22 protein-coding genes and 2 pseudogenes are annotated in these 20,751 nt (G+C 43.6%); 9 read left to right on the top strand and 15 right to left on the bottom strand.

What is annotated here, in order from left to right:
- Positions 1 to 137 precede the first annotated feature (137 nt).
- Positions 138 to 1,409, bottom strand: coding sequence for an RNA-guided endonuclease InsQ/TnpB family protein (locus IQ263_RS15095; protein WP_194068138.1), 1,272 nt, complete (start codon positions 1,407 to 1,409; stop codon positions 138 to 140).
- Positions 1,410 to 1,443: 34 nt separating this feature from the next.
- Between IQ263_RS15095 and IQ263_RS15090 the strand changes: the two are divergent.
- Positions 1,444 to 1,608, top strand: a pseudogene (locus IQ263_RS15090) (IS200/IS605 family transposase); the annotation flags it as partial.
- A gap of 153 nt (positions 1,609 to 1,761) precedes the next feature.
- Positions 1,762 to 2,421 (top strand): Uma2 family endonuclease, encoded by a 660-nt coding sequence (locus tag IQ263_RS15085; protein ID WP_194068137.1) that lies wholly within the window; start codon positions 1,762 to 1,764, stop codon positions 2,419 to 2,421.
- A gap of 78 nt (positions 2,422 to 2,499) precedes the next feature.
- On the opposite strand, the gene IQ263_RS29850 is transcribed toward IQ263_RS15085, so the two are convergent.
- The 4 genes and pseudogenes from IQ263_RS29850 to IQ263_RS15060 form a co-directional block, all read right to left on the bottom strand.
- Positions 2,500 to 4,095, bottom strand: coding sequence for a hypothetical protein (locus IQ263_RS29850; RefSeq protein WP_194068136.1), 1,596 nt, complete (start codon positions 4,093 to 4,095; stop codon positions 2,500 to 2,502).
- Between the two features lie 172 nt (positions 4,096 to 4,267).
- Entirely contained in the window at positions 4,268 to 5,365 is a 1,098-nt protein-coding gene (locus IQ263_RS15075) for a calcium-binding protein (protein ID WP_194068135.1), read from the bottom strand.
- Positions 5,366 to 5,706: 341 nt separating this feature from the next.
- A pseudogene (locus IQ263_RS15065) lies at positions 5,707 to 5,898 on the bottom strand (calcium-binding protein); the annotation flags it as partial.
- A 240-nt stretch (positions 5,899 to 6,138) separates the two neighbouring features.
- Complete coding sequence (locus tag IQ263_RS15060; RefSeq protein ID WP_194068133.1) at positions 6,139 to 7,125, bottom strand: calcium-binding protein; 987 nt, start codon at positions 7,123 to 7,125, stop codon at positions 6,139 to 6,141.
- A gap of 531 nt (positions 7,126 to 7,656) precedes the next feature.
- Here IQ263_RS15060 and IQ263_RS15055 point away from each other — a divergent pair.
- From IQ263_RS15055 to IQ263_RS15045, 3 genes are all read left to right on the top strand, one after another.
- Positions 7,657 to 11,652, top strand: a complete 3,996-nt coding sequence (locus IQ263_RS15055) for a magnesium chelatase subunit H (protein ID WP_194068141.1) — start codon at positions 7,657 to 7,659, stop codon at positions 11,650 to 11,652.
- Between the two features lie 216 nt (positions 11,653 to 11,868).
- Positions 11,869 to 12,144, top strand: coding sequence for a hypothetical protein (locus tag IQ263_RS15050; RefSeq protein WP_194068132.1), 276 nt, complete (start codon positions 11,869 to 11,871; stop codon positions 12,142 to 12,144).
- A gap of 95 nt (positions 12,145 to 12,239) precedes the next feature.
- Positions 12,240 to 12,389: a type II toxin-antitoxin system HicB family antitoxin gene (locus tag IQ263_RS15045; RefSeq protein WP_333114694.1), complete on the top strand. Its 150-nt coding sequence runs from the start codon at positions 12,240 to 12,242 to the stop codon at positions 12,387 to 12,389.
- 105 nt (positions 12,390 to 12,494) lie between these two features.
- On the opposite strand, the gene IQ263_RS15040 is transcribed toward IQ263_RS15045, so the two are convergent.
- From IQ263_RS15040 to IQ263_RS15010, 7 genes are all read right to left on the bottom strand, one after another.
- Entirely contained in the window at positions 12,495 to 12,863 is a 369-nt protein-coding gene (locus tag IQ263_RS15040; protein WP_228050072.1) for a hypothetical protein, read from the bottom strand.
- 15 nt (positions 12,864 to 12,878) lie between these two features.
- Entirely contained in the window at positions 12,879 to 13,223 is a 345-nt protein-coding gene (locus tag IQ263_RS15035; protein WP_194068130.1) for a hypothetical protein, read from the bottom strand.
- 375 nt (positions 13,224 to 13,598) lie between these two features.
- Positions 13,599 to 13,853, bottom strand: a complete 255-nt coding sequence (locus IQ263_RS15030) for a hypothetical protein (protein WP_194068129.1) — start codon at positions 13,851 to 13,853, stop codon at positions 13,599 to 13,601.
- Positions 13,853 to 14,053: a hypothetical protein gene (locus IQ263_RS15025; protein ID WP_193972564.1), complete on the bottom strand. Its 201-nt coding sequence runs from the start codon at positions 14,051 to 14,053 to the stop codon at positions 13,853 to 13,855. The genes IQ263_RS15030 and IQ263_RS15025 overlap by 1 nt, the downstream gene beginning before the upstream one ends.
- A gap of 68 nt (positions 14,054 to 14,121) precedes the next feature.
- Positions 14,122 to 14,352: a hypothetical protein gene (locus IQ263_RS15020; protein WP_194068128.1), complete on the bottom strand. Its 231-nt coding sequence runs from the start codon at positions 14,350 to 14,352 to the stop codon at positions 14,122 to 14,124.
- Between the two features lie 298 nt (positions 14,353 to 14,650).
- Positions 14,651 to 14,845, bottom strand: coding sequence for a type II toxin-antitoxin system RelE family toxin (locus tag IQ263_RS15015; protein WP_194068127.1), 195 nt, complete (start codon positions 14,843 to 14,845; stop codon positions 14,651 to 14,653).
- Complete coding sequence (locus IQ263_RS15010) at positions 14,845 to 15,060, bottom strand: hypothetical protein (protein WP_194068126.1); 216 nt, start codon at positions 15,058 to 15,060, stop codon at positions 14,845 to 14,847. Before IQ263_RS15010 ends, IQ263_RS15015 begins: the two co-directional genes overlap by 1 nt.
- Positions 15,061 to 15,134: 74 nt before the next feature.
- Between IQ263_RS15010 and IQ263_RS15005 the strand changes: the two genes are divergently transcribed.
- The gene (locus tag IQ263_RS15005; RefSeq protein WP_194068125.1) at positions 15,135 to 15,371 is read left to right on the top strand and encodes a hypothetical protein; all 237 of its coding nucleotides are present in this window, start codon (positions 15,135 to 15,137) and stop codon (positions 15,369 to 15,371) included.
- Here the strand turns inward: IQ263_RS15005 and IQ263_RS29350 are convergent.
- The gene (locus IQ263_RS29350; RefSeq protein ID WP_255515886.1) at positions 15,368 to 15,499 is read right to left on the bottom strand and encodes a hypothetical protein; all 132 of its coding nucleotides are present in this window, start codon (positions 15,497 to 15,499) and stop codon (positions 15,368 to 15,370) included. The genes IQ263_RS15005 and IQ263_RS29350 overlap by 4 nt on opposite strands.
- Before the next feature lie 36 nt (positions 15,500 to 15,535).
- Here IQ263_RS29350 and IQ263_RS15000 point away from each other — a divergent pair, with 36 nt between their 5' ends.
- Positions 15,536 to 16,111: a hypothetical protein gene (locus tag IQ263_RS15000; RefSeq protein ID WP_194068124.1), complete on the top strand. Its 576-nt coding sequence runs from the start codon at positions 15,536 to 15,538 to the stop codon at positions 16,109 to 16,111.
- A 73-nt stretch (positions 16,112 to 16,184) separates the two neighbouring features.
- Here the strand turns inward: IQ263_RS15000 and IQ263_RS14995 are convergent, their stop codons facing one another.
- Positions 16,185 to 16,886: a class I SAM-dependent methyltransferase gene (locus IQ263_RS14995; RefSeq protein WP_194068123.1), complete on the bottom strand. Its 702-nt coding sequence runs from the start codon at positions 16,884 to 16,886 to the stop codon at positions 16,185 to 16,187.
- Positions 16,887 to 16,946: 60 nt separating this feature from the next.
- Positions 16,947 to 18,125 (bottom strand): glycosyltransferase family 2 protein, encoded by a 1,179-nt coding sequence (locus IQ263_RS14990; protein WP_194068122.1) that lies wholly within the window; start codon positions 18,123 to 18,125, stop codon positions 16,947 to 16,949.
- Between the two features lie 156 nt (positions 18,126 to 18,281).
- Here IQ263_RS14990 and IQ263_RS14985 point away from each other — a divergent pair, with 156 nt between their 5' ends.
- Complete coding sequence (locus tag IQ263_RS14985) at positions 18,282 to 18,674, top strand: DMT family transporter (protein WP_194068121.1); 393 nt, start codon at positions 18,282 to 18,284, stop codon at positions 18,672 to 18,674.
- Between the two features lie 99 nt (positions 18,675 to 18,773).
- On the top strand, positions 18,774 to 20,723 hold the full coding sequence (locus IQ263_RS14980; protein ID WP_194068120.1) for a hypothetical protein: 1,950 nt from the start codon (positions 18,774 to 18,776) through the stop codon (positions 20,721 to 20,723).
- Positions 20,724 to 20,751 lie beyond the last annotated feature (28 nt).

Raw genomic sequence — 20,751 nt, 5'->3', positions numbered from 1 at the left:
TCCCCGAACTCGCGGGGAGGGGGCAAGATTATTTCTTGTTTCCCCCCGCAGAAGGGGGGACTTGCGGGGGGTGAATTTGACTTTTCCAAGATATATATTAAAGACTTAGAAGCCGGGTTAAGTGACAACTCTCACCGTTAAGTCGGAGTACCGACTATAACGGGAGCTTCCAATTTCACAATCAGAAATTGCTGCATCGACGGCTGGGCATCCCCTAAGCCTCCACAGCCAGGAAGCGGTAGTCCAACCGCCCCAAGTCCACGAGCTAATAATACAAGTGCTGAGTTCCAATCTCTGTCAATGGTTAAACGACAACTAGGACACTCATGCACTCTATCTTTCAGGGTCTTTTCAACTCTCCTACCGCAACTAGAACACTCAATACTACTGCCACGAGCCGACACTTCTACTGTTTGCTTGCCGCGTTTAACCGCCACTGCTTGCAGAATTTGTAGGAACGCGCCCCAGGCACAATCTAGGATTGATTTCGCTAATCTGGTACGGGCTAAGCCTTTGATATTAAGATTTTCAAATGAAATTAAATCATAAGTTTGGCACAGCCAATGTGCGACGTGATAATGAAACTCTTTGCGGCATCTAGCCACCTTCAAATGTAATAGTGCAATTCTATTTTTCTGTTTCTCCCAATTTTTAGAACCTTTTTCTTGACGCGCTAATTTGCGTTGCGCTCTGGCTAATCTATTTTGTGATGAACGATAAAACCGAGGAACTGCTACGGCTTGTCCCTGTGCGGTAGTCAGAAATTTTTCGCAGCCCACATCAATTGCCGTGACCGACTTAATTTCTTCTACTGGTAACGGCGACGGTACTGTAGAATCCTGCACCTGAATACAACAATACCAACCATCTGCCTTGCGAATAATCGTACAAGTCTTCAGAATAAAACCATTAGGGATAGGGCGGTGCATCACAACTGGCATCTCACCTATCTTTGATAGCTTCAATACTCCATTACTTAGATACGCTCCTGCCTTAGAACAATTGATTCGTGGATAGACAAATGAGCGTAACTCTCCAGCTTTTTTAAACCGAGGTCGTCCGCCACGCTTGCCTGATTTATCTGGAATTAACCAGCGTTCCCAAGCATGAACCAGTCTCTGCAAGTTAACTTGTTGAGACTCTGCCCAAATTTTCTTGTATTCGGGGTAAAGGAGCTTCGTTTCTTTAAGTGCTGATTGCTGGGTGTAATAATCTACTTTTTCTGGAATATCTCCTATCGGTTCGCTCCGACAGCTACATCGGTCTATTTGACAACGGGTACGCCGCAGCCAATCTAGACGTTGACCTAGCGCATAATTCCAGTGCCGTCTTAGTAACTCCAAGGTATAGAGCATAACGGCTTCCTGTTCGGCACTAGGCTTGATTCTGTAGCAATAGGTGAGTATCATGAGATTTATTATACACTTACCGTCTGCATGACACAAAACTGTTTCTAGTAGGCTACTGAGAAAAGAGTTTGCAGTAGAATTAAAACAAGTCTATACTAAACCTGTTTTCTGGACGGGTTCGTATTTTGTGACTAGCTGTGGCGGTATGACAATTGAGCAGTTAAGAAAGTATGTTGAGCAACAAACAACCCCAGAATAATGACGTTTCGCTATCGCTCAGTTTTTTGTTGGTAGGCATTCCCCACCCGTTAAACGGAGTACCGTTATAACGGGCGACCCCTGCCGACATTAAGTTGGAGAAATCCGGTTTCTAGATGATACAATTAATTAATAAATTTGCCATTTTTCTATCATGGTACTATTCGATCGAGAAATGCGTTTGCCAACCGGCGCCGAGCTTCCTTCTTCGGATGATACTCCTGTGGATAACGAAAATCAAAACTTCCTTCCCAACTTACTTTTATTCTTGCTCAAATTTCACTGGCGGCAGCGGAACGACTGGTTTTTTGGCGTGGATATGGCAGTTTATCACACGACGGGAGTAAGTCATCTGGTTCCAATTGTTCCTGACGGCTTCTTGAGTTTGGGTGTTGAAAGGTTCAAAGGCGATGCTTTGCGCCTCAGTTACGTCCTTTGGGAAGAAAATAATATTCCCCCGATTTTTGCCCTAGAGATTGTTTCTCAAACTTATGGCGGTGAATACGATAAAAAAATTGAGATTTACGCGCGGTTGGGCGTGCTGTACTATGTGATTTACAATCCCTACTACTGGCGGCGAGACCAACATCAACCGTTTGAAGTTTATCGTTTGGTAAATGGCGAGTACGAACAGCAAATTGGTGAACCTTTCTGGATGCCGGAAGTGGGTTTAGGAATTGGTCGAGGTCGGTACAGCGATGGGGAGCGACAGTTGGAAGTTTTGTATTGGTTTGACGAAGGAGGTACTAGGTATTTGACGGCTGAAGAGTTGGTGGCTCAATATCGCGATCGCTTTGGCGAGTTGCCGCAATAGCAAAGTGCGATCGGGCTTAATTATTGAGAAACCCGGTTGTTTTGAGCGATCGGGTTTCTCGTTGGTATTAATTGCTTTCTAACCTAGCAGGAAAGGACTAGGCCCAAATTCGGTTCTAGGAAATGTCTGTTGTTTCAAATTTAATCCAGCACCTCCCTCAAGAATTGCAATTCTATCTCCTGCTTTTGAGATAACTAAATCTCCACCCACTGAAGATATTTGATAGTCACTGAGTGTGCCTGATAGCTGAAGTGCATCTCCCTGACTGGAGTTGAAGCCGCGAATCCGAGCCTCCCCCGGGCCTGTGTACAATTCTTGAGTCGTGTTGCTTAAGCCACTACCAGGAGAACCCGAATTATTATTATCATAAGCCAAAATAAAAGTATCAGCACCTTCGCTACCAATCAAGGTATCAAATTCGTTGCTACCGTCGCTGAAATAACTGGCATCAAAATCAACTCCAATAATTGTGGTTTTTCCCTTACCAAAACCAGTCACAACATCATTCCCCGAAGTCCCGACAAAAGTTGCCGATCGATTGGTTTCAAATTGCCCAACTTTTGTATACTGGTCGAGACCTGAAGCAAAAGTTCCTGCTTTAACCGCCGCAGCAACATCGGGATTGCTTGCTAAATATCCAGCTTCCAAAAAGTTATTGAATACAGAAACTTTATCAAAAATTAAGAGATCGCGCCCCCGATTTACTAGAAACGGCATATTTGCACCGCCCTCGACTATAGCTACCGGTGCAACAGCCCTAATCGGCCCCACGCTAATCCTAAAATCTCCATTAGGAGTATTGTTAAATAGATAGTTGCCTCGCTCTCCTGCTAGGCCGATATTATCGGCTTGCGGGTTAAAGTTTTTAATCGTAGCGTAGTTGCTGTTGAGTAACCCGCCGTAAAAACGCCCCCCATTCACATCGGCAAAATCCCCAACACCGAGCACGAAAGTATCAGTACCTTGACCGCCAATTAGGGTGTCATTTACAGGGGGGGAGGGAAGCTGGGAAGGTTTTTCATAAACTCGATCGCCCGCTGCATTCAAAGATACTTGAATACCAATGATTTCAACTTGTCCTACACCAAATCCCGTCACAATGTCAGATTCTTTAGTGCCGACAAATGTAGCCGATCGCGTTTGCTCAAATTGTCCAAATTTTCGGTAGTGTTCTCCGCCTGTTTTAAAAACTCCCTCCTTGACTGCTGCTGCTATATCGGGGTTTTTTAGTAAGTATTCTGGTTCAAAAAAGGTGTTCGCGTAAAGGTCTTGTTTTGCTCCGAATTGGACAAAATGATCTAATCCTGATTTGAAAGTGCCGTTCTGTACAAACGGCACAAGTACAGGGTATCGTTTTAAATAAATCGCTTCGTCGTAGTCAGGCGATACTTGGGTGCGACCTTCTTCGTAACCAAACTGGATAAAGTGGTCTAAACCAGAGGCAAAAGGTGCGTTTGGATTGTTTGCGGTACGGACAAGGGGAGCAATATCTGGATTTTGAGCTAGATAGGTTTCTTCATCAAAGTAACGCGATACTGCGGTGAGCCCACCAGCTTGACCGTATTTTTCAAAGTGCTCTTTCCCGGAGTTGATAACTCCTGCATCAATGGCTGATTTCAGCCACGGATACTGTGAAAGGTAGTATTGTTCGTCAAAAATTGCGTAGTTAGCCATGTTTTTATTCTGCGGCTTTAATTGGCTGTTTGTGCAATTTATCAATCATCTGGAACTGAAAATATCACCCGATCGGGTGATTTTTTTTTCAAGTGTCTAATCTCATTAAAGCTCAATTAGCGATCGCACTCCCCAGCAACAATCAGCCAAATCCCCAATAGCTTCGAGATTTCTAACCAAGTAAAGGTAGATTAACTCTAGAGCCTAAAGGTGGATTATCTCTATTTTCTGGTAATAGATTCAACTTGAGATTTCCGCCACCTTCAATAACAGCGATCGTGTCAAATCTACTAATTCCCGAACTTCCGTCTGGAAAGGAGACAGACAAGCCGTTCGTTTGGATAGCTAAATCTCGATTGTTGTTGATGGGAAATATCAAGAAGTTATCTAAGGAAGGTAGGATATCGCTTGTTGCTAGCTGAATGCTATCCTGACCTTGGGTAAAGTTCCGAATTGTAGCAAAACCCGGCCCGATATATAACTTTGTTGGGGAACTGTATCCCTTACCACCAGGACCTACTAAAACGTCTCCGAGCATGAATTTATCGCGGCCGCTACCGCCAGTGAGAGTATCGAATTCATTGCTGCCGTCACTTTCATAATTTCTGCCGGGAATGGTAAAGCCATTACTGTTTGCAACATAACCTACTTCAACTCCAATTAATTCGGTATTTCCCACCCCAGCACCGGCAATCATGTCATTCCCGGAACTTCCGATAAAAGTCGCAGAGCGGCTTGGATCGTTTTTGCCGAAATTGAAGTAGTGTTCCCGACCAGTTTTCAATGCTCCCGATTCGACAAACGGCCGAACATCGGGATTTTTTTGTAAGTATTCTGTTTCAAAAAAAGAAGTCCCAAACTGACCGTCTTTGATGCCGAATTGAATGAAATGCTGGTAGCCGTTTTTAAAAGTTCCATTCTGAATAAACGGCTGCAACTGTCGGTTATTTGCGATATAAAACGCTTCGTCATACTCAGGCGATACGCGAGTGCGACCTTCTTCGTAACCGTATTGGATAAAGTGGTCTAGCCCGGTCGCAAAAGGAGCGTTTGGGTTGTTGGGGGTGCGGACTAAGGCAGCGATGTCGGGGTTGCCAGCCAGGTAGGTAGCTTCGTCAAAATACCGCGATACTTTAGTTAAGCCGCCGGCTTGACCGTATTTTTCAAAGTGTTCTTCTCCAGATTTGATAACTCCTGCGTCGATCGCTGGTTTGACCCAAGGATACTGCGAAAGGTAGTATTTTTCGTCAAAAATTGCGTAGTTAGCCATGTTTTTATTCTGCGGACTTAATTTGCTGTTTGTGCAATTTATCAATCATCTGGAATCGAGAAAATCACCCGATCGGGTGATTTTTTTTTCAGTGTCTAATCTCATTAAAGCTCAATTAGCGATCGCACTCCCCAGCAACAATCAGCCAAATCCCCAATAGCTTCGAGATTTCTACCCAAGTAGAAGTAGAGAACCATTAAGTTGTGGTAATACATTCAACTTGACATTTGCGCCGCCTTCAATAACAGCGATCGTGTCAAAGCGACTGGTTGTGGGAACACCATTTGCAAAGATCGGGAAGCCGTTCGTTTGGATAGCTAAATCTCGATTTGCGAACCAATGGGAGCAATATCTGGATTTCCGTAAAGGTAACTATCTTCGTCAAAGTACCGCGATATTTTTGTGAGGCAGGCGGCTTGACCAAATTTTTAAAAGTGTTCTCTTCCAGATTTGACGATTCCTGCATCAATGGCTGGTTTCAGCCACGGATATTGCGAGAGGTAGTATTGTTCGTCAAAGATATCGTAATTAATTTTTGCTTTTTTAAGTAAGAATGTAAAGTGCGATCGAGCAAAATATTTTACGGCACAATTGCCCAAAAAATCAAAAGTCATCAATCAACAGCATTAGCTAGTGACTGATGACTGATGACTGATGACTAATCACTAATCACTACTAAGACTGCCTGCACGGGGAACTGCCCCTACTGACTAATGACTACTGACTACTGACTAATGACCAATGACCAATGACCAATGACCAATGACTACTGACTATCCAATCAAGAAAGTACCGTTACCGTTAGATTCTTGGAAAGTCAAACCCAAAGTTGCACCTCCTTCAATCACGCCGAGCACATCTCCAAAACGCTGGATTGACAAATTGTTGCCAACGGGATTCAGGGTGTAGCCGTCGTTTAAAGAATTTCCTTGCAGTTGGATCAAATCGTTTTCTATGTCGAAGTTCCGAATTGTAGCTTGACCGTTACCCGTATACAGCGGTGTCGCGGAGGGATTCTGGGCTGCTGCTGGAACTCCGAGGACGAATGTATCAATGCCCGGACTGCCGGTCAGCACATCGAATTCATTGGTGCCAAAGCTTTCATACTGCCGGTTGCCATTGCGATCGATACCTACTTCTACTCCGATAAGTTCCGCATTTCCCCCACCCGCACCAGTGATGACATCGTTGCTGCGGCTGCCGACAAAAGTCGCAGAGCGGCTGGGCTCGTTTTTCCCGAAATTGAAGAAGTGTTCGCGACCGGTTTTCAATGCGCCTGAGTTGACAAACGGCACGATATCGGGGTTTTCTTTTAAGTATTCCGGTTCAAAAAATGAAGTTCCAAAACGACCTTCTTTTGCGCCAAATTGAATGAAATGCTGATACCCAGATTTGAAAGTTCCGTTCTGAATAAACGGTTGCAGTTCAGAGTTGTTTGCTAAATAAAAGCTTTCGTTGTATTCGGGAGATACCGAGGCCCGGCGCTGTCCTTCATCGTAGCCGAACTGAATAAAGTGATCTAAGCCTGTGGCAAAAGGCGCGTTGGGATTGACTGTGCGGACGAAGGGTTGAAGGTCTGGGTTGGCGGCGAGGTAAGTATCTTCGTCAAAATACCGCGATATTTTAGTTAAGCCGCCGGCTTGACCGTATTTTTCAAAGTGTTCTTTGCCGGATTTGATGATTCCTGCATCAATGGCGGGTTTGACCCAAGGATATTGGGCTAGGTAGTATTGTTCGTCGAAAATTGCGTAGTTAGCCATGTTTTCCCCCTAGGGTTTTGATGAGCCTGACAATCAAAAGCAATTAATTTCGCCAGCGATCGATCGCGGATCGGGAACTTATACAATACTGAATTTATGAAACTGTTTTAAGTTCCCGACCAATATATAAATTTTCTCATGCGGAACTCATCAGAACGGAAAATTGCAGATTCGGAACTGATTTTTTTCTGCATTTGATTAATTGCTCGATCGCCAGTTTAATTAGTTCTACAAACTTTGGAACCTTGGTCAGGAGCGTTTTTATCAAAGATTGGTCGATCGTTTATTTTGTTATCATATTTTATGAATACATATATAGATTCTTTTGTCAAGTAAAGATTTACAAATAAAATTTGGAGTGTTTGCTCAAGGAATTTGTCAAATAATGTAACGAAAAATCGTAATAAATTTGTCGAATTGTGTCATGTGCAGGCTCAAATCGCCCAATGGCAAGCGTTTTCTGGTAAAAATGCTTATGGGATAAAAAAATTCCCGATTGCCGAAAACAGCATCTTAAAGGAGCCTAACCGGATGTTCACTCACGTCAAGCCCACCATTCGCCACGTCGTGCCGGAAAACTTGCAGGGGCGATCGCTCATGAAGGTGGTCTATGTCGTACTAGAACCGCAGTATCAAAGCGCCCTGTCGGCAGCGGTTCGAGCGATAAATAACAAAAATCCGAATCTGGCAATAGAAATCAGCGGCTACCTGATCGAGGAACTCCGCAGCCCGGAAAATTACGAGGCCTTCAAGCGGGATGTGGCCGATGCCAACGTATTTATTGCTTCTCTAATTTTTATCGAAGATTTGGCCGAAAAAGTGGTAGCGGCTGTAGAACCGCTGCGCGACAGCTTGGATGTCGCCGTTGTCTTCCCGTCGATGCCGGGGGTGATGCGCCTGAATAAAATGGGCAGTTTCTCGATGGCGCAGTTGGGACAAAGCAAAAGCGCGATCGGCGAATTCATGAAAAAACGGAAGGAAAAATCCGGGAGTTCCTTCCAAGACGGAATGCTGAAACTGCTGCAAACTTTGCCGAAAGTGCTGAAATATTTGCCGATCGACAAAGCCCAAGATGCCCGCAACTTTATGCTGAGTTTCCAGTATTGGCTGGGCGGTTCCCAAGAAAACTTGGAAAACTTCCTGCTGATGCTGTCCCATAAATATGTCTTCAAAGGCCAGGAACAGCTAAGTTTTCAAGAACCGGTTGTCTACCCAGATATGGGGATTTGGCATCCCTTGGCACCAGGAATGTTTGAGGATGTCAAAGGATATCTGAACTGGTATAATGCCCGCACAGATATTTCCGCAGACCTCAAAGACCCCCTCGCACTCTGCATCGGTTTAGTGTTGCAGCGCACTCACTTAGTTACCGGAGATGACGCGCACTACGTCGCAATCGTGCAGGAATTTGAGGCAATGGGGGCGCGGGTTTTGCCGATTTTTGCCGGCGGTTTGGACTTCTCTAAACCAGTTGAGACTTTTTTCTTGGAAGTCGGGGCCAAAGGTGTTACACCTCTGCCGATAGTTGATGCGGTAGTTTCTCTGACTGGTTTTGCTTTGGTAGGTGGCCCGGCGAAACAAGATCACCCAAAGGCTATCGATACTTTGAAAAAGCTCAATTGCCCTTATATGGTGGCTTTGCCGCTGGTTTTCCAAACGACGGAAGAGTGGGAAAATAGCGATTTGGGCTTGCACCCGATTCAAGTTGCTTTGCAGGTTGCCATTCCTGAGTTGGATGGTGCGATCGAACCGATTATTTTGTCGGGAAGAGATGGCGCAACTGGCAAGGCGATCGCCCTACAAGACCGAATCGAAGCAATTTCCCAGCGTGCCATGAAATGGGCAATGCTGCGCCGCAAACCAAAATTAGATAAGAAAGTTGCGATCACAGTTTTCAGTTTTCCTCCCGATAAAGGCAACGTCGGAACAGCCGCTTACCTCGACGTTTTCGGCTCAATTTACGAAGTATTGAAAGCCCTAAAAGGCAACGGTTACGACTTGCCAGAACTGCCGGAATCTGCCGAAAAGCTGATGCAAGAAGTCATCCACGACGCCACAGCCCAATACCAAAGTCCTGAGTTAAATATTGCTCACCGGATGTCCGTAGCTGAGTATGAAGAATTCACTCCTTACTCGGAACGATTGCAAGAAAATTGGGGCCCGCCTCCGGGACATTTGAACAGCGACGGACAAAATTTGCTAATTTACGGCAAACATTTTGGCAATGTGTTTATCGGAGTGCAACCTACTTTTGGATACGAAGGCGATCCGATGCGGTTGTTATTCTCTCGTTCCGCCAGCCCGCACCACGGTTTTGCTGCTTACTACACATATTTGGAGCGCATTTGGGGTGCGGATGCGGTGCTGCACTTCGGCACTCACGGTTCCCTAGAATTCATGCCCGGTAAGCAGATGGGAATGTCTGTCGATTGTTATCCTGACAGTTTGATCGGCAAGATTCCTAACCTCTATTATTACGCTGCTAATAATCCTAGTGAGGCAACAATTGCTAAGCGCCGCAGTTATGCTGAAACAATCAGTTATCTGACTCCTCCGGCTGAAAATGCTGGGTTGTACAAAGGTTTGCAGGAACTCAGCGAGTTAATTGCTTCCTATCAAACTTTGAAAGAGACTGGGCGCGGTGTGCCGATTGTGGATGCGATCGTCGAAAAATGCCGTTTGGTCAATTTAGACAAAGATATTGACCTACCTCCCGAACAGGAAAGAGGGGTTGCTGCGGGGATGACTGCCCAGGAACGGGACAATTTAGTTGGCTTGGTTTACCGCAAGTTGATGGAGATTGAATCGCGGTTGTTACCTTGCGGTTTGCATATTATCGGTAAGCCGCCAACTGCCGAAGAGGCGATCGCAACTTTAGTAAATATCGCCAATTTAGATCGCGAAGAAGACAACTTGATCAGCTTACCGCGAATTATCGCTAACAGTCTGGGACGCGATATCGAAGAAGTTTACACTAACAGCGACAAAGGCATTTTAGTTGATGTCGAATTGCTGCAAAACATCACCCTAGCCTGTCGGGATGCAGTCAGCGCTTTGGTGAAGGAACAAACCGACGCTGAAGGCCGAGTTTCCCTAGTTTCCAAGTTGAATTTCTTCAACATGGGCAAGAAAACACCTTGGATTGATGCCTTGCACGCAGCCGGTTACAAAAAAGTCGATCCAGAACCGATTAAACCGCTGTTTGAGTATCTGGAATTCTGCTTGCAGCAAGTTTGTGCCGACAACGAATTAGGCGCTTTGTTGCGCGCCCTAGAAGGCGAATACATTATCCCCGGGCCCGGCGGCGATCCGATTCGCAACCCGGATGTTTTGCCGACTGGCAAGAATATGCACGCTTTAGATCCGCAGTCAATCCCGACGACGGGTGCGGTGAAGTCTGCTAAAGTTGTCGTTGACAGACTATTAGAAAGACAGCGCACCGATAACGGCGGAAACTATCCCGAAACCATCGCCGTTGTGCTCTGGGGAACCGACAACATCAAGACTTACGGCGAATCCCTCGCCCAAGTAATGTGGATGGTGGGAGTCAAGCCAGTACCCGATGCTTTGGGCCGGGTAAACAAACTGGAATTGCTGTCTTTAGAAGAGTTGGGACGGCCTCGAATCGACGTAGTAATTAACTGTTCTGGCGTATTCCGCGACTTGTTCATCAACCAAATGAATTTGTTAGATAAAGCCGTGAAAATGGCAGCGGAAGCCGACGAACCGTTAGAGATGAACTTCGTCCGCAAACACGCCTTGAAGCAAGCGGAAGAAATGGGAATCAATTTGCGCCAAGCAGCAACCCGCGTGTTTTCCAATGCTTCTGGTTCCTATTCATCTAACATCAACTTGGCGGTAGAAAACAGCACTTGGGAAAGCGAAGCCGAGTTGCAGGAAATGTATTTAACCCGCAAATCCTTCGCCTTTTCTTCCGACAATCCGGGAACTATGGAACAAGACAGGCAGATTTTTGAGTCATCCTTAAAAACTGCTGATGTCACCTTCCAAAACTTAGATTCTGCGGAGATTTCGCTAACCGACGTGTCGCACTATTTCGATTCCGATCCGACTAAATTGATCGGCAGTTTGCGGGCCGACGGGAAGCAACCAACATCCTTTGTTGCTGATACGACAACAGCCAACGCGCAGGTGCGGACGCTATCAGAAACCGTGCGTTTAGATTCGCGGACTAAGCTGCTGAATCCGAAGTGGTACGAGGGGATGTTATCGCACGGATATGAGGGCGTGCGGGAGATTTCTAAGCGTCTGGTGAATACGACTGGATGGAGTGCGACTGCGGGCGCGGTGGATAATTGGGTGTATGAGGATGTCAACACCACTTTTATCGAAGATGCGGAGATGCAGAAGCGTTTGCTGAATCTGAATCCTCATTCGTTCCGCAAGATTGTCAGCACTTTGCTTGAGGTGAATGGCCGGGGTTATTGGGAGACTTCGGAGAGTAATTTGGATCGCTTGCGCGAGTTGTATCAGGAGGTGGAAGATCGGATTGAGGGGGTAGAATAGGATTGTAGTAGGCATCAATTAGTAAAGACGTTGTATAAAACCTCTCTACTAATTGATGCCAAGCAATGAGGCAGAATTTAAAAGCTCAAAAATTAGTTAAATTATCATATTTACAAAGTATTTATTGCCAACCAAAATGAATGCTATAATTGTAATAATCAAATTCATAAAGTTTGAGAGGTTCATAAAAAAATCAAGTAAGGTTGTGAGGGGATTATGTATATAGTTAAGGAAAAACATCATAGCTACGCGGGTCAAACACTTGTAACTACTTTCCATATAACTTATGAATGGGATGGCAAAGAAACAGTAATTAAAACGGTAGAAGAAGAAAATGTAAGTAGACCTTTCTTCAATATGCCTCGATGGGAACCCACCCGTCGTCAAACAGTCAAGTTTTCGCAGTTAGGCGATGAGATTCAAACTGCTCTTTTACGAGCAAAAGAAACTGGCGAAGAAGTTGATATAGGTGAGTGGGGAATTCCAGATTAAGCCAGTAGCTATGATAACTTAGCTGTTAGCGGTAAAATAATTATCCCTTATCCAAATTAACAATTGTAGAGGAAGACCAGGCATTTATTGCAGAAGTGCCTGAATTGCCCGGATGTGCTGCTGATGGTGAAACTTATCAAGCAGCACTGCAAAATGTAGAGGTGATTATGCAGGAGTGGATTGAGACTGTTCAGGAATTAGGGCGAATTGTCCCTCAACCGAAAGGTAGATTGATGTTTTCGTAGTTGAAGTAAGGATAAAATATTGCTATGACTACCCTCACCCTCAACTTCAACCCTATTATTAAGCTGACCAGGGAGTTGAGCTAGTGAACTCGGCAATCAGAGAGTTTAGAGAGAGAATAAAAAATCAGTTAGAGGATAGGCGGAAAAAAATTTATACAAGAGATATATTACCACGAAAGAGAAAAATACTGGTAATGCCTTTTTAAGAATTGTCTCTAGTGATATCTTTGATATTTCTTGATCTGACTGGTTAGTAGTATTAATATGTTGCTTTTCTGCAACTTCTAAAATTTCTGAACTGCTGTTTTCTTGGTCAGAGTTTTCTTCTTGATTCACTGAATTATCTAAAAGATTTGGCTCTTTGTTAAAATCAAGAAAATTAACCTTGGGATTTTTGATAACATAAATAGAAGATCCTATTGAAGCTAAAAAGAATAGAAATATGTTAACAATATCAGCTTGGGTGAATGTCAATATCATAAAACTACACTACTTTTTTTCTATTGTTCGTTCTTTCAAGGTTTTTCCTATTTTATAACCGAATCTTCCACCTCGAACATAACCATCTTTCACTATATTAGAATCGTAAGATTCAAGATGAGTATCATAATATTCTAGTTTGGGATATTTATCATTACTTTTTTTGTCTACTCCCGTAGATAATTTTTCACTTTGGCGGGGCCCTAAAGTTTCTTGGAACCTAGTTTCACTTCTTATTGATTCAGTTGTTTTCCTTACTATGCTAGGCTCAGCTTGGGCTTGACCAAGCGGAAGCAACCACAATAAAGCAATCCATACAATAGCTACTCCAACATAAGATAGTTTTTTGCTCATATCCCCCAAAAACCTAGAGAAAACCCAGTAATTGCTCCCCAAAGAAAAGCAGCTAGCCAAGTGGCTGCTAGGGTTATAAAAGCCCCAATAAATATTGCTACAAAGTTACCCATATTAATGGTTTAATTTTAATTACTAAGGTAACACTGAAGTTACCTAATTGTCAATAAGTAATTTTACGGAATTATGAAGCCGTGGATAGAGACTACCTGCTAGTGAACTATGGTATCCCATCGGTCAGGCTCAAGACCCCTTAATATTTCTGGATGAAGGTGAAATCGAAAGCGATCGCCCGTTTCTTCCCCAAGCGCGATCGCCCTTATCTTCCCAAAGTGCGATCGCCCACGGGATAGCTACGCCGATCGCACTATTGGATTATTTACCTATCAGCCCATCGTACTCTGCGTGAGTACCAATCCAAAACCACAAAATACCTGTTTTAATTTCAATACCCAACGCCCGATAAGCCTGTCCAGCCCTTACAGACCAATACTTACCAACTTTCTTAAAATGTAAAGAAGGATGAGACGGATCGACCCTCAGCAACTCATAACACTGATCTGCTGTAGCCTGTACCGTTGAGGGTAAAGCGTTATAACAGTCCCAAAATTTTCGAGTAGTATAGTGCATTAAATCTCTCGATAGTTACCACTCTCAAAATCGGCGATCGCTTCTCCTGCTAAAGCATCCAGTTTACCCTTAGCAATATCTTTCTCTAGCTGAATATCCCATCGTTGGTAATCCAAATTCAAAAACCACTCTAACAACTCTCCAATTTCGTTCGGCGGAAGTTCGAGAATCGCATTTTCTATCTGTTCTACAGTCAACATAGGCTGTCTTAGATTACACTTTATTTCGCTGATTTTATCGTAGCACTGCGATCGAAGTGATTGAGATATTACTCATCCCATTCTTCTCTTAGCTGCAACTGGAATTCCAAAGCATCCACACGCTTCGGTAAAAAACCGCGCCATCTCTTTAAATTTTTCCTGGGCAATCTTTGACTGCTATCCTGAGTCTCGGTTGTTTCCCGCTGACGAATCAATGCTGACAAAAATTCTAAAAGTTGCTGTTGCTCTTCAAGAGTGAGACTTTGAGCCTGACTTAGTACCTCGCTATAAGTAGACATAGGCTTTATGTTGAGATTTTTGGGCTGATTGTTATTATAGCAATTTAGGCTCTAGGAAAATGCGATCGCCCGTTTCTTCCCAAGTACGCCCTTTTCTTCCCGAAGTGCGATCGCACTTCAGTTAATCATAAATTTCTCTCCGGTGTCCAATCTGGTGAATAGTAATCACATTTAAATCATCATCAAAAGAATAAATTACCCGATATAGCAATCCTAAGTGATTTTCTAGATCCGTAAAATTTGAAAGCCTTGCTATACAACAAGTCTAGGAAGACAAGAGGGCGTTGTGTTGTGAGACTCAGATCGGATTGCTATAATCACCCACTCTTAACTTAAAGAAACCTGCCAGATTAGCCGACAACGGCATAGGAGTAATTTGTTCAAAATTTTCAGCCAACCAATTGATTTTATTACCTATACGCTCCCGCACAGGCTGAGTCAATCTTTCTTGGTTAACCAGAGCTTCTGCTGTCAACTCAACCAAATAGCTCATTACGCCTTCATGCCGAGTTTTTGATAAACTTCCCCCGCTTCGATGCTGCTTTCTCCTGCTTGCTTGCGCTTCATTGACTCTAACAATTTCAGCTTGACTTCTTCCTTAACTTCTAAACCTGCATCAGGATCGCCCAAATATTCTTCTAAGCATTGTTCAACGGTATGCCGAATCAAGTCCCGCAGTTGCTCAACTGTCATATCTTTGACTTGCATATTAATCTCCTAGTCTGTGGGATTATCGATAAATTATAGCAACTTTCTTTGAGCCAAACCCAATCAAACTGATTTTGGCTCAAAGAAAGTGCGATCGCCCTTTTCTTCCCGAAGTGCGATCGCGCGGATTAACTATCCATCGCCTGCCGGATCGCTTTGGCCCGCCACACTCAGCATCGGAAGAAAATCAGTATAATGCCAGATCCCCGCTAGCTTTTCGCGCGATCGAACGCCAGAGGATATTGCTGTTAGGGCGATCGACCTTTTGGTGCTCTCCTCGGGCGATAGTTAATCCCCAAATTTTAACTTAAAAATAAATTTTTCCACCATCGTTTTCCAACCGCCAAGCAGCTTTATCTATGACAATTGCAGCGGGATTGGCAATAGTTGCCGTGTACTTACCGAAAATGCCAACCCTTTTCGCTATTCTTTCTCCCACCTATTCCCAGCAATTTTAATATTGCTCGCAATAGCAATGACCGACACGGACCCATCAAATAAAAACAAAGCAGGCAATTTTTTTCTGGTTGCTGTATTTTGTGCTGGTTTGGCAATTAGCTACGATTGGGATACCACCAAACAAACTTATTCAGCGTATCTAAAAAACATTCAATTTGGACTAACAAATCCATCGTTAGCTACAGCCAAGCAAAAGTCGCAATATGCAGCCCTACAGCAGTCTATTCCACAAGGAGAAACAGTTTTGACCAGACTAGACGCACCTTTTATTCTCGACTTTAAACGCAATCAAATTTTTCTCGCTGACTGGCCCGGGGGAGCTAGTTTGCCACCCGGTATGCCTGCCTTCAAAGGCCCTGAAGCCTTGGCAAACTATTTAGCCACAAAATCTATTCGATACATAGCTTATTCGTCTTGGAGTCTCAATCATCCTGCTGTAGATACTTCAGGGCCTCGATTGTCATCTTGGTTTCGACTGCAAGCAAAACTTTCTCACGACTTTCGGGATAACCTGTGGCAACTTGCAAAAACTCGAAAACAATTGTATGAAGACGGAGAAAATTTTGTGCTGGATTTAGAAACAAAATTGTAGAAAGTCTTGGACGCAGAGATAGTCAGAAATCTGGTTTTTTCCAAACATCTTTCGTTGCAGCCAACAGTAAAGGTCAAAAATCCGGTTTATTTGATCGCAGGGGATTTTTTACATAAAAAAGCAAATTGGATATCAAACCGAGAAGCCGGAAATGTTTGGTATCAATTTTAGCCTCTGCTGGCAGCATCTGCAATACATCTTTTTCGGATAAAAGATTGAGGTTTTCTTCTTGGGCGAAAAAGTTCTTGCCCAGCAATCTCAAAAGAGCTCGAAACCAAGAGGGGGGAAGCCAGTGAATTAGGGGGACAGCGGTGTGGAATTCTACGGGAAACCAGCGGTTAGGAGTAGTGATGCAGCAGGTTTTGCCGACGCGGCAAAGTTCTCGAATAAAAGTTTTTTGCTGAGTTCGATTGCCGACGTGTTCGATGACGGCAAAACTCACGACTAAATCAAAACTTTTGTCTGGAAATGGTAAAGTCAAACCGTTAGAACGGACATACTTTAAACCGGGATATTCTTGTTCTAAAAATGCAGCATCTTCCATGCCCACAGCGGTGATTTTGTGGGGGTAGGGATAGAGTTTCTCAAAAAAATTGCAATCTTCGCGCCGGTCGGAAGTTACTCCTACATCCAACACGGTTGTGTCGTCGCTGGGATTGGCTAATGCCATGAGTAAATTAAACATTTTTTGGCGGGCGTACCAAGATAGTTTGGTGGCGAAACCACCAAGCTTGGGGCCTACGTACTCGCTGGAGTTTTTTTGATTTATTGTCATAGGATTTGAGGTTTTAGACGTACTCAGAGCAGAGGTTGTAGTGTTTAAGTGATAATTAGTTTACCTGCGCTTCAAGCCCAGCACGCTGAGAAAAAAGCTGGATAGAACCATCTGCAAACCGACGGTCAGGCAGGTGAGCGAGGGAATAACTAAACGCAGAGTTTTAGATGGGTCTAGAATACCGAAAGCTGTATCGCTCCAGATAGTTAATGACAAAAACGAGCCAACTATTCCGATTAATATCAGCGTGACTCCGGCAATCAATCCTGTTTCTAAGGTAACGTAGCGAAATATTTTGTTGAGTTTGGGGTCTTCGGGCAGCAGTTTCTCGCTGATGGCGAAAACTTTGGTGAAGAAAGCGAAAGTTACTGCTTGAAAACCGACGATAATTGCGATCGCCCCATAAAGCAGCGTATGTACGTCAAAGTTAATACTGCCAATCTTTTGAGTACCAGGCAACAGCCAGATGGTAACAATTATACCCAAAATCATCAGCGCCACACCAGGATACAAAAACAGCCAGCGAGGACTGTAAAGCAACAAAAATCTGAGGTGCCGCCAGCCATCTCGCCAAGTTCGCAAGTGCGGCGGGCGACTGCGCCCGTCGGGAGATAGTACCGTTGGGACTTCAGCGATTTTCAACTTGTACAGAGAGGCTTTGACGACCATTTCGCTAGCAAATTCCATCCCCGTTGTTTGCAAGTCGAGTTTCAAAATTGAGTCTCTCCTAAAACCCCGCAATCCGCAGTGAAAATCGCCGGCGGGACTTGCAAAGAATAACCGCCCAACCCATGTCAACACCGGATTTCCTAAATATTTGTGCAGTGGCGGCATTGCACCGGGTTTGATGCCTCCTTGAAAGCGATTTCCCATGACTAAATCGCAGCCTCCCCGCAATTTTTCGACAAAGGCACCGAGGTTAGAAAAGTCGTAGCTGTCGTCAGCGTCGCCCATGATAATATAAACTCCGCGTGCCGCTACGATGCCTCCCATCAGGGCGCTGCCGTAGCCTTTGGCTGCTACGGGCACGACTCGGGCACCCATTTTGGTGGCGATATCTTGGGAACCGTCAGTGCTGCCGTTGTCTGCTATGATGACCTCGCCGGCAATATCCAGTTCGCGCAGTGACCTCTGAGCCTTCTCGATGCAAATTTCTAAAGTTTCTGCTTCGTTGAGGCAGGGCATGAGTATCGAGAGTTCGAGAGTGTATTCCCCGCTGGTGTTGGTCTGTTCGGCCATAGGTTTATTCCAGGCATTGCTGGCGATCGACAATACTTACTTTTCCAGTATCTCTGCTTAAATTATTAGTTGTGAATAAAAATCAACAAAACTTAATTAAAGTTTTTCATTTTTTTCCCAACTGCCGTTTTTTTGTAATATTAGGTTAGTTAATTTATGAGTAGAAGCGTTTTTCTAGTTTTGCTCGCTGCTATTTTGTGCAGTGTGGTGGGTCAATTTAGTCTGAAAGCAGGAGCAAAAATCTTAGGGCCCATTGGCGCTGCTAATTTAGTGGAAAAAGTGCTCGCAATGGCAACTCAGCCTTTGATAGTTGGAGGTCTGTGTTTGTATGCAGTTTCTTCGATCGGCTTTATCGTAGTTTTGTCTCGCGCCAACATTAGCATAGTCTCGCCTTTACTGTCAATTAGTTACTTGTTTACTGTGTTGGGCGGGAAAATTGTATTTCACGAGCCTTTGCCACCGCTGCGGTTGGTAGGCGTGGGGCTAATTATGACGGGAGTAATTTTTGTACTCCAAGGTCAAAGTGGGGGAACCGCTGGGGGCAACTAGCGATCGCTTTTAACATTGATCGTTGAGTGCTGAGTTGATAACTTAATTCAAAGGGTGCGTCTGATCGTAACCTTCTAAATCGATACTGAGGTAACAATTATGAATTATTATTATTTTATTTCTTTTGCCTGGGGAATTTTCATTCTTGTATCCCTGATTGGTTGGGGTGGAGTAGTCAACCGCATCCTTTTTCCTCAGTACAGAGTTGACTGGGGACAAAGAGCCGCTTGGGGGATAGCTTGGACGATTATATTTGGTGGTTTATTAAATGTGACATGGACTATTTCGCAAGCAACTATTTTAATATATATATGCTTGGGCGCACTTTACGGAATAATAGATGCCTGGGCAAATAAAACTTTGATCGCCGACGAGCTGAATCGGTTAATTAATGCTTTTAAAGAAAATAGTTTTTTGGCGATCGGGACTTTTATCGCTTTTCTTCTGGCTGCTGTGCAATACAGTGGTTCAGTGGCCTGGTATAATTTTAATCCTCACGATGACTACCACGCCTATTTTGTATTCCCCCATAAAATGCTTCAAATAGGTTCTCTTGGTTCCGATCCTTTCAGCGAAAGAAGATTGGTATCTGCACTGGGAGGACAATCATTCTTGCATACATTCATTCTCAGCCTGTTGGATGAAAGAAGTTTATATCTGATCGATCCCGGATGCGCCTTAGTCGTAATGATAGGACTCACGATCGGATACTGTCAGCAAAAAAAATTTTCAAAAAGCTCGACATTACTGATTGTGTTCGCATTTTTATTAATTAGCCGAGATCATACAAATACAACTGGTATATTAATTCCGGTATGTCTTTTCTTCAGCTTATTCAGAGTTTTTGATTGGGACAAGCTAAAAGCAACAAACATCCACAGTAATGCTGCGATTGTAGGATTGCTTGCAGCCGCTATCTGCGCTTTAAAAACTACCTTGATTCCTGCGTGTATTATTTTCTTCACCTGTAGTTATTTTTTCTATATCCTTGGCAGCCAAATAAAGCATAAAGCAATCTACGAATTTTGTTTAGCTAGTATTTTATTGGCTGTGTTTATTTTACCCTGGTCGATCTCACTGTATCAGTCATCCGGGACTTTATTATATCCCATATTTGGTAGAGGTTTTCATGGTTCTGTATACGGAGGCTCGGTCAAGCTTCCTAGCAATGAGATTTTCGGAGAGCTTTTTCGATTTTCAGCACTTAGACTCAAGCTATATGCAATTTTAGCAATTGTTTATTTACTGACTGTATTGAGAATTAGATTTTTTATGGTTGGTCTCCATAAAAAGCCAATTGTTAGGGAAGCAAGTCTGTCTATTAATCTTAGTAATGTGACGGGCGTTGCAATCATAGGAATTTCTACTGGAGGCTCGGATATCGACCGCTATGCATATTCACTACTATTAGTTGTGTTCCTGATATTAATATTGGTTGTTAGGGAAAATATTGAGCCAAAAATATCAAACTTAAACTTAAGAAATAGGCGTTTCATTGGTGCATTATTTTTGTCATTCTTATTAGCGATCAATTGTAAGGGCGACAAAATGTTTAGACAATATAATCATTATTTAGAGAACATTGCCTCTGGTTTAAAAAATGTACCTTTAGTGACACTAGACGAGCGAGAAAAATATTCAAAAATGCTAGATTCGGTTCCTGAAGGAGAAATAGTTTTAACAAGACTTGACAAACCTTTTTTAATGAATTTTAAGAAACATACAATCTGGATTGCAGACTACCCAGGCGGGGCTAGCCTTCCGCCCGGTATGCCTTCCTTTAAAGGAGAAGAAGCGCTAGCAGATTATCTAGTTTCAAAATCGATTAGATATGTTGCATATTCTTACGCTAATGAAGCGAACTTTCCTAGGAAATCTCTAGAATATAGACTCGAAGTCAAGGCACTAGGTTTTTGGCTCCGAAATCAGGCATTGAACACTTTTGAATTTCAAGATAGCTTACAAAAACTCGGTCAAACGAGAAAACGGATTTATGATGATGGAGCAAATTTTGTAATTGATTTGTCAAGCAATAAAAACAAGCAGTGATATCAGTTTTATTTGCAGTATTTAAAAT

It is taken from the genome of Tychonema sp. LEGE 06208, from assembly GCF_015207505.1.
Classification (GTDB): domain Bacteria; phylum Cyanobacteriota; class Cyanobacteriia; order Cyanobacteriales; family Microcoleaceae; genus Microcoleus.
Note: the sequence above shows the minus strand (reverse complement) of the source record. Positions and strands in the feature narration are given on the sequence as shown.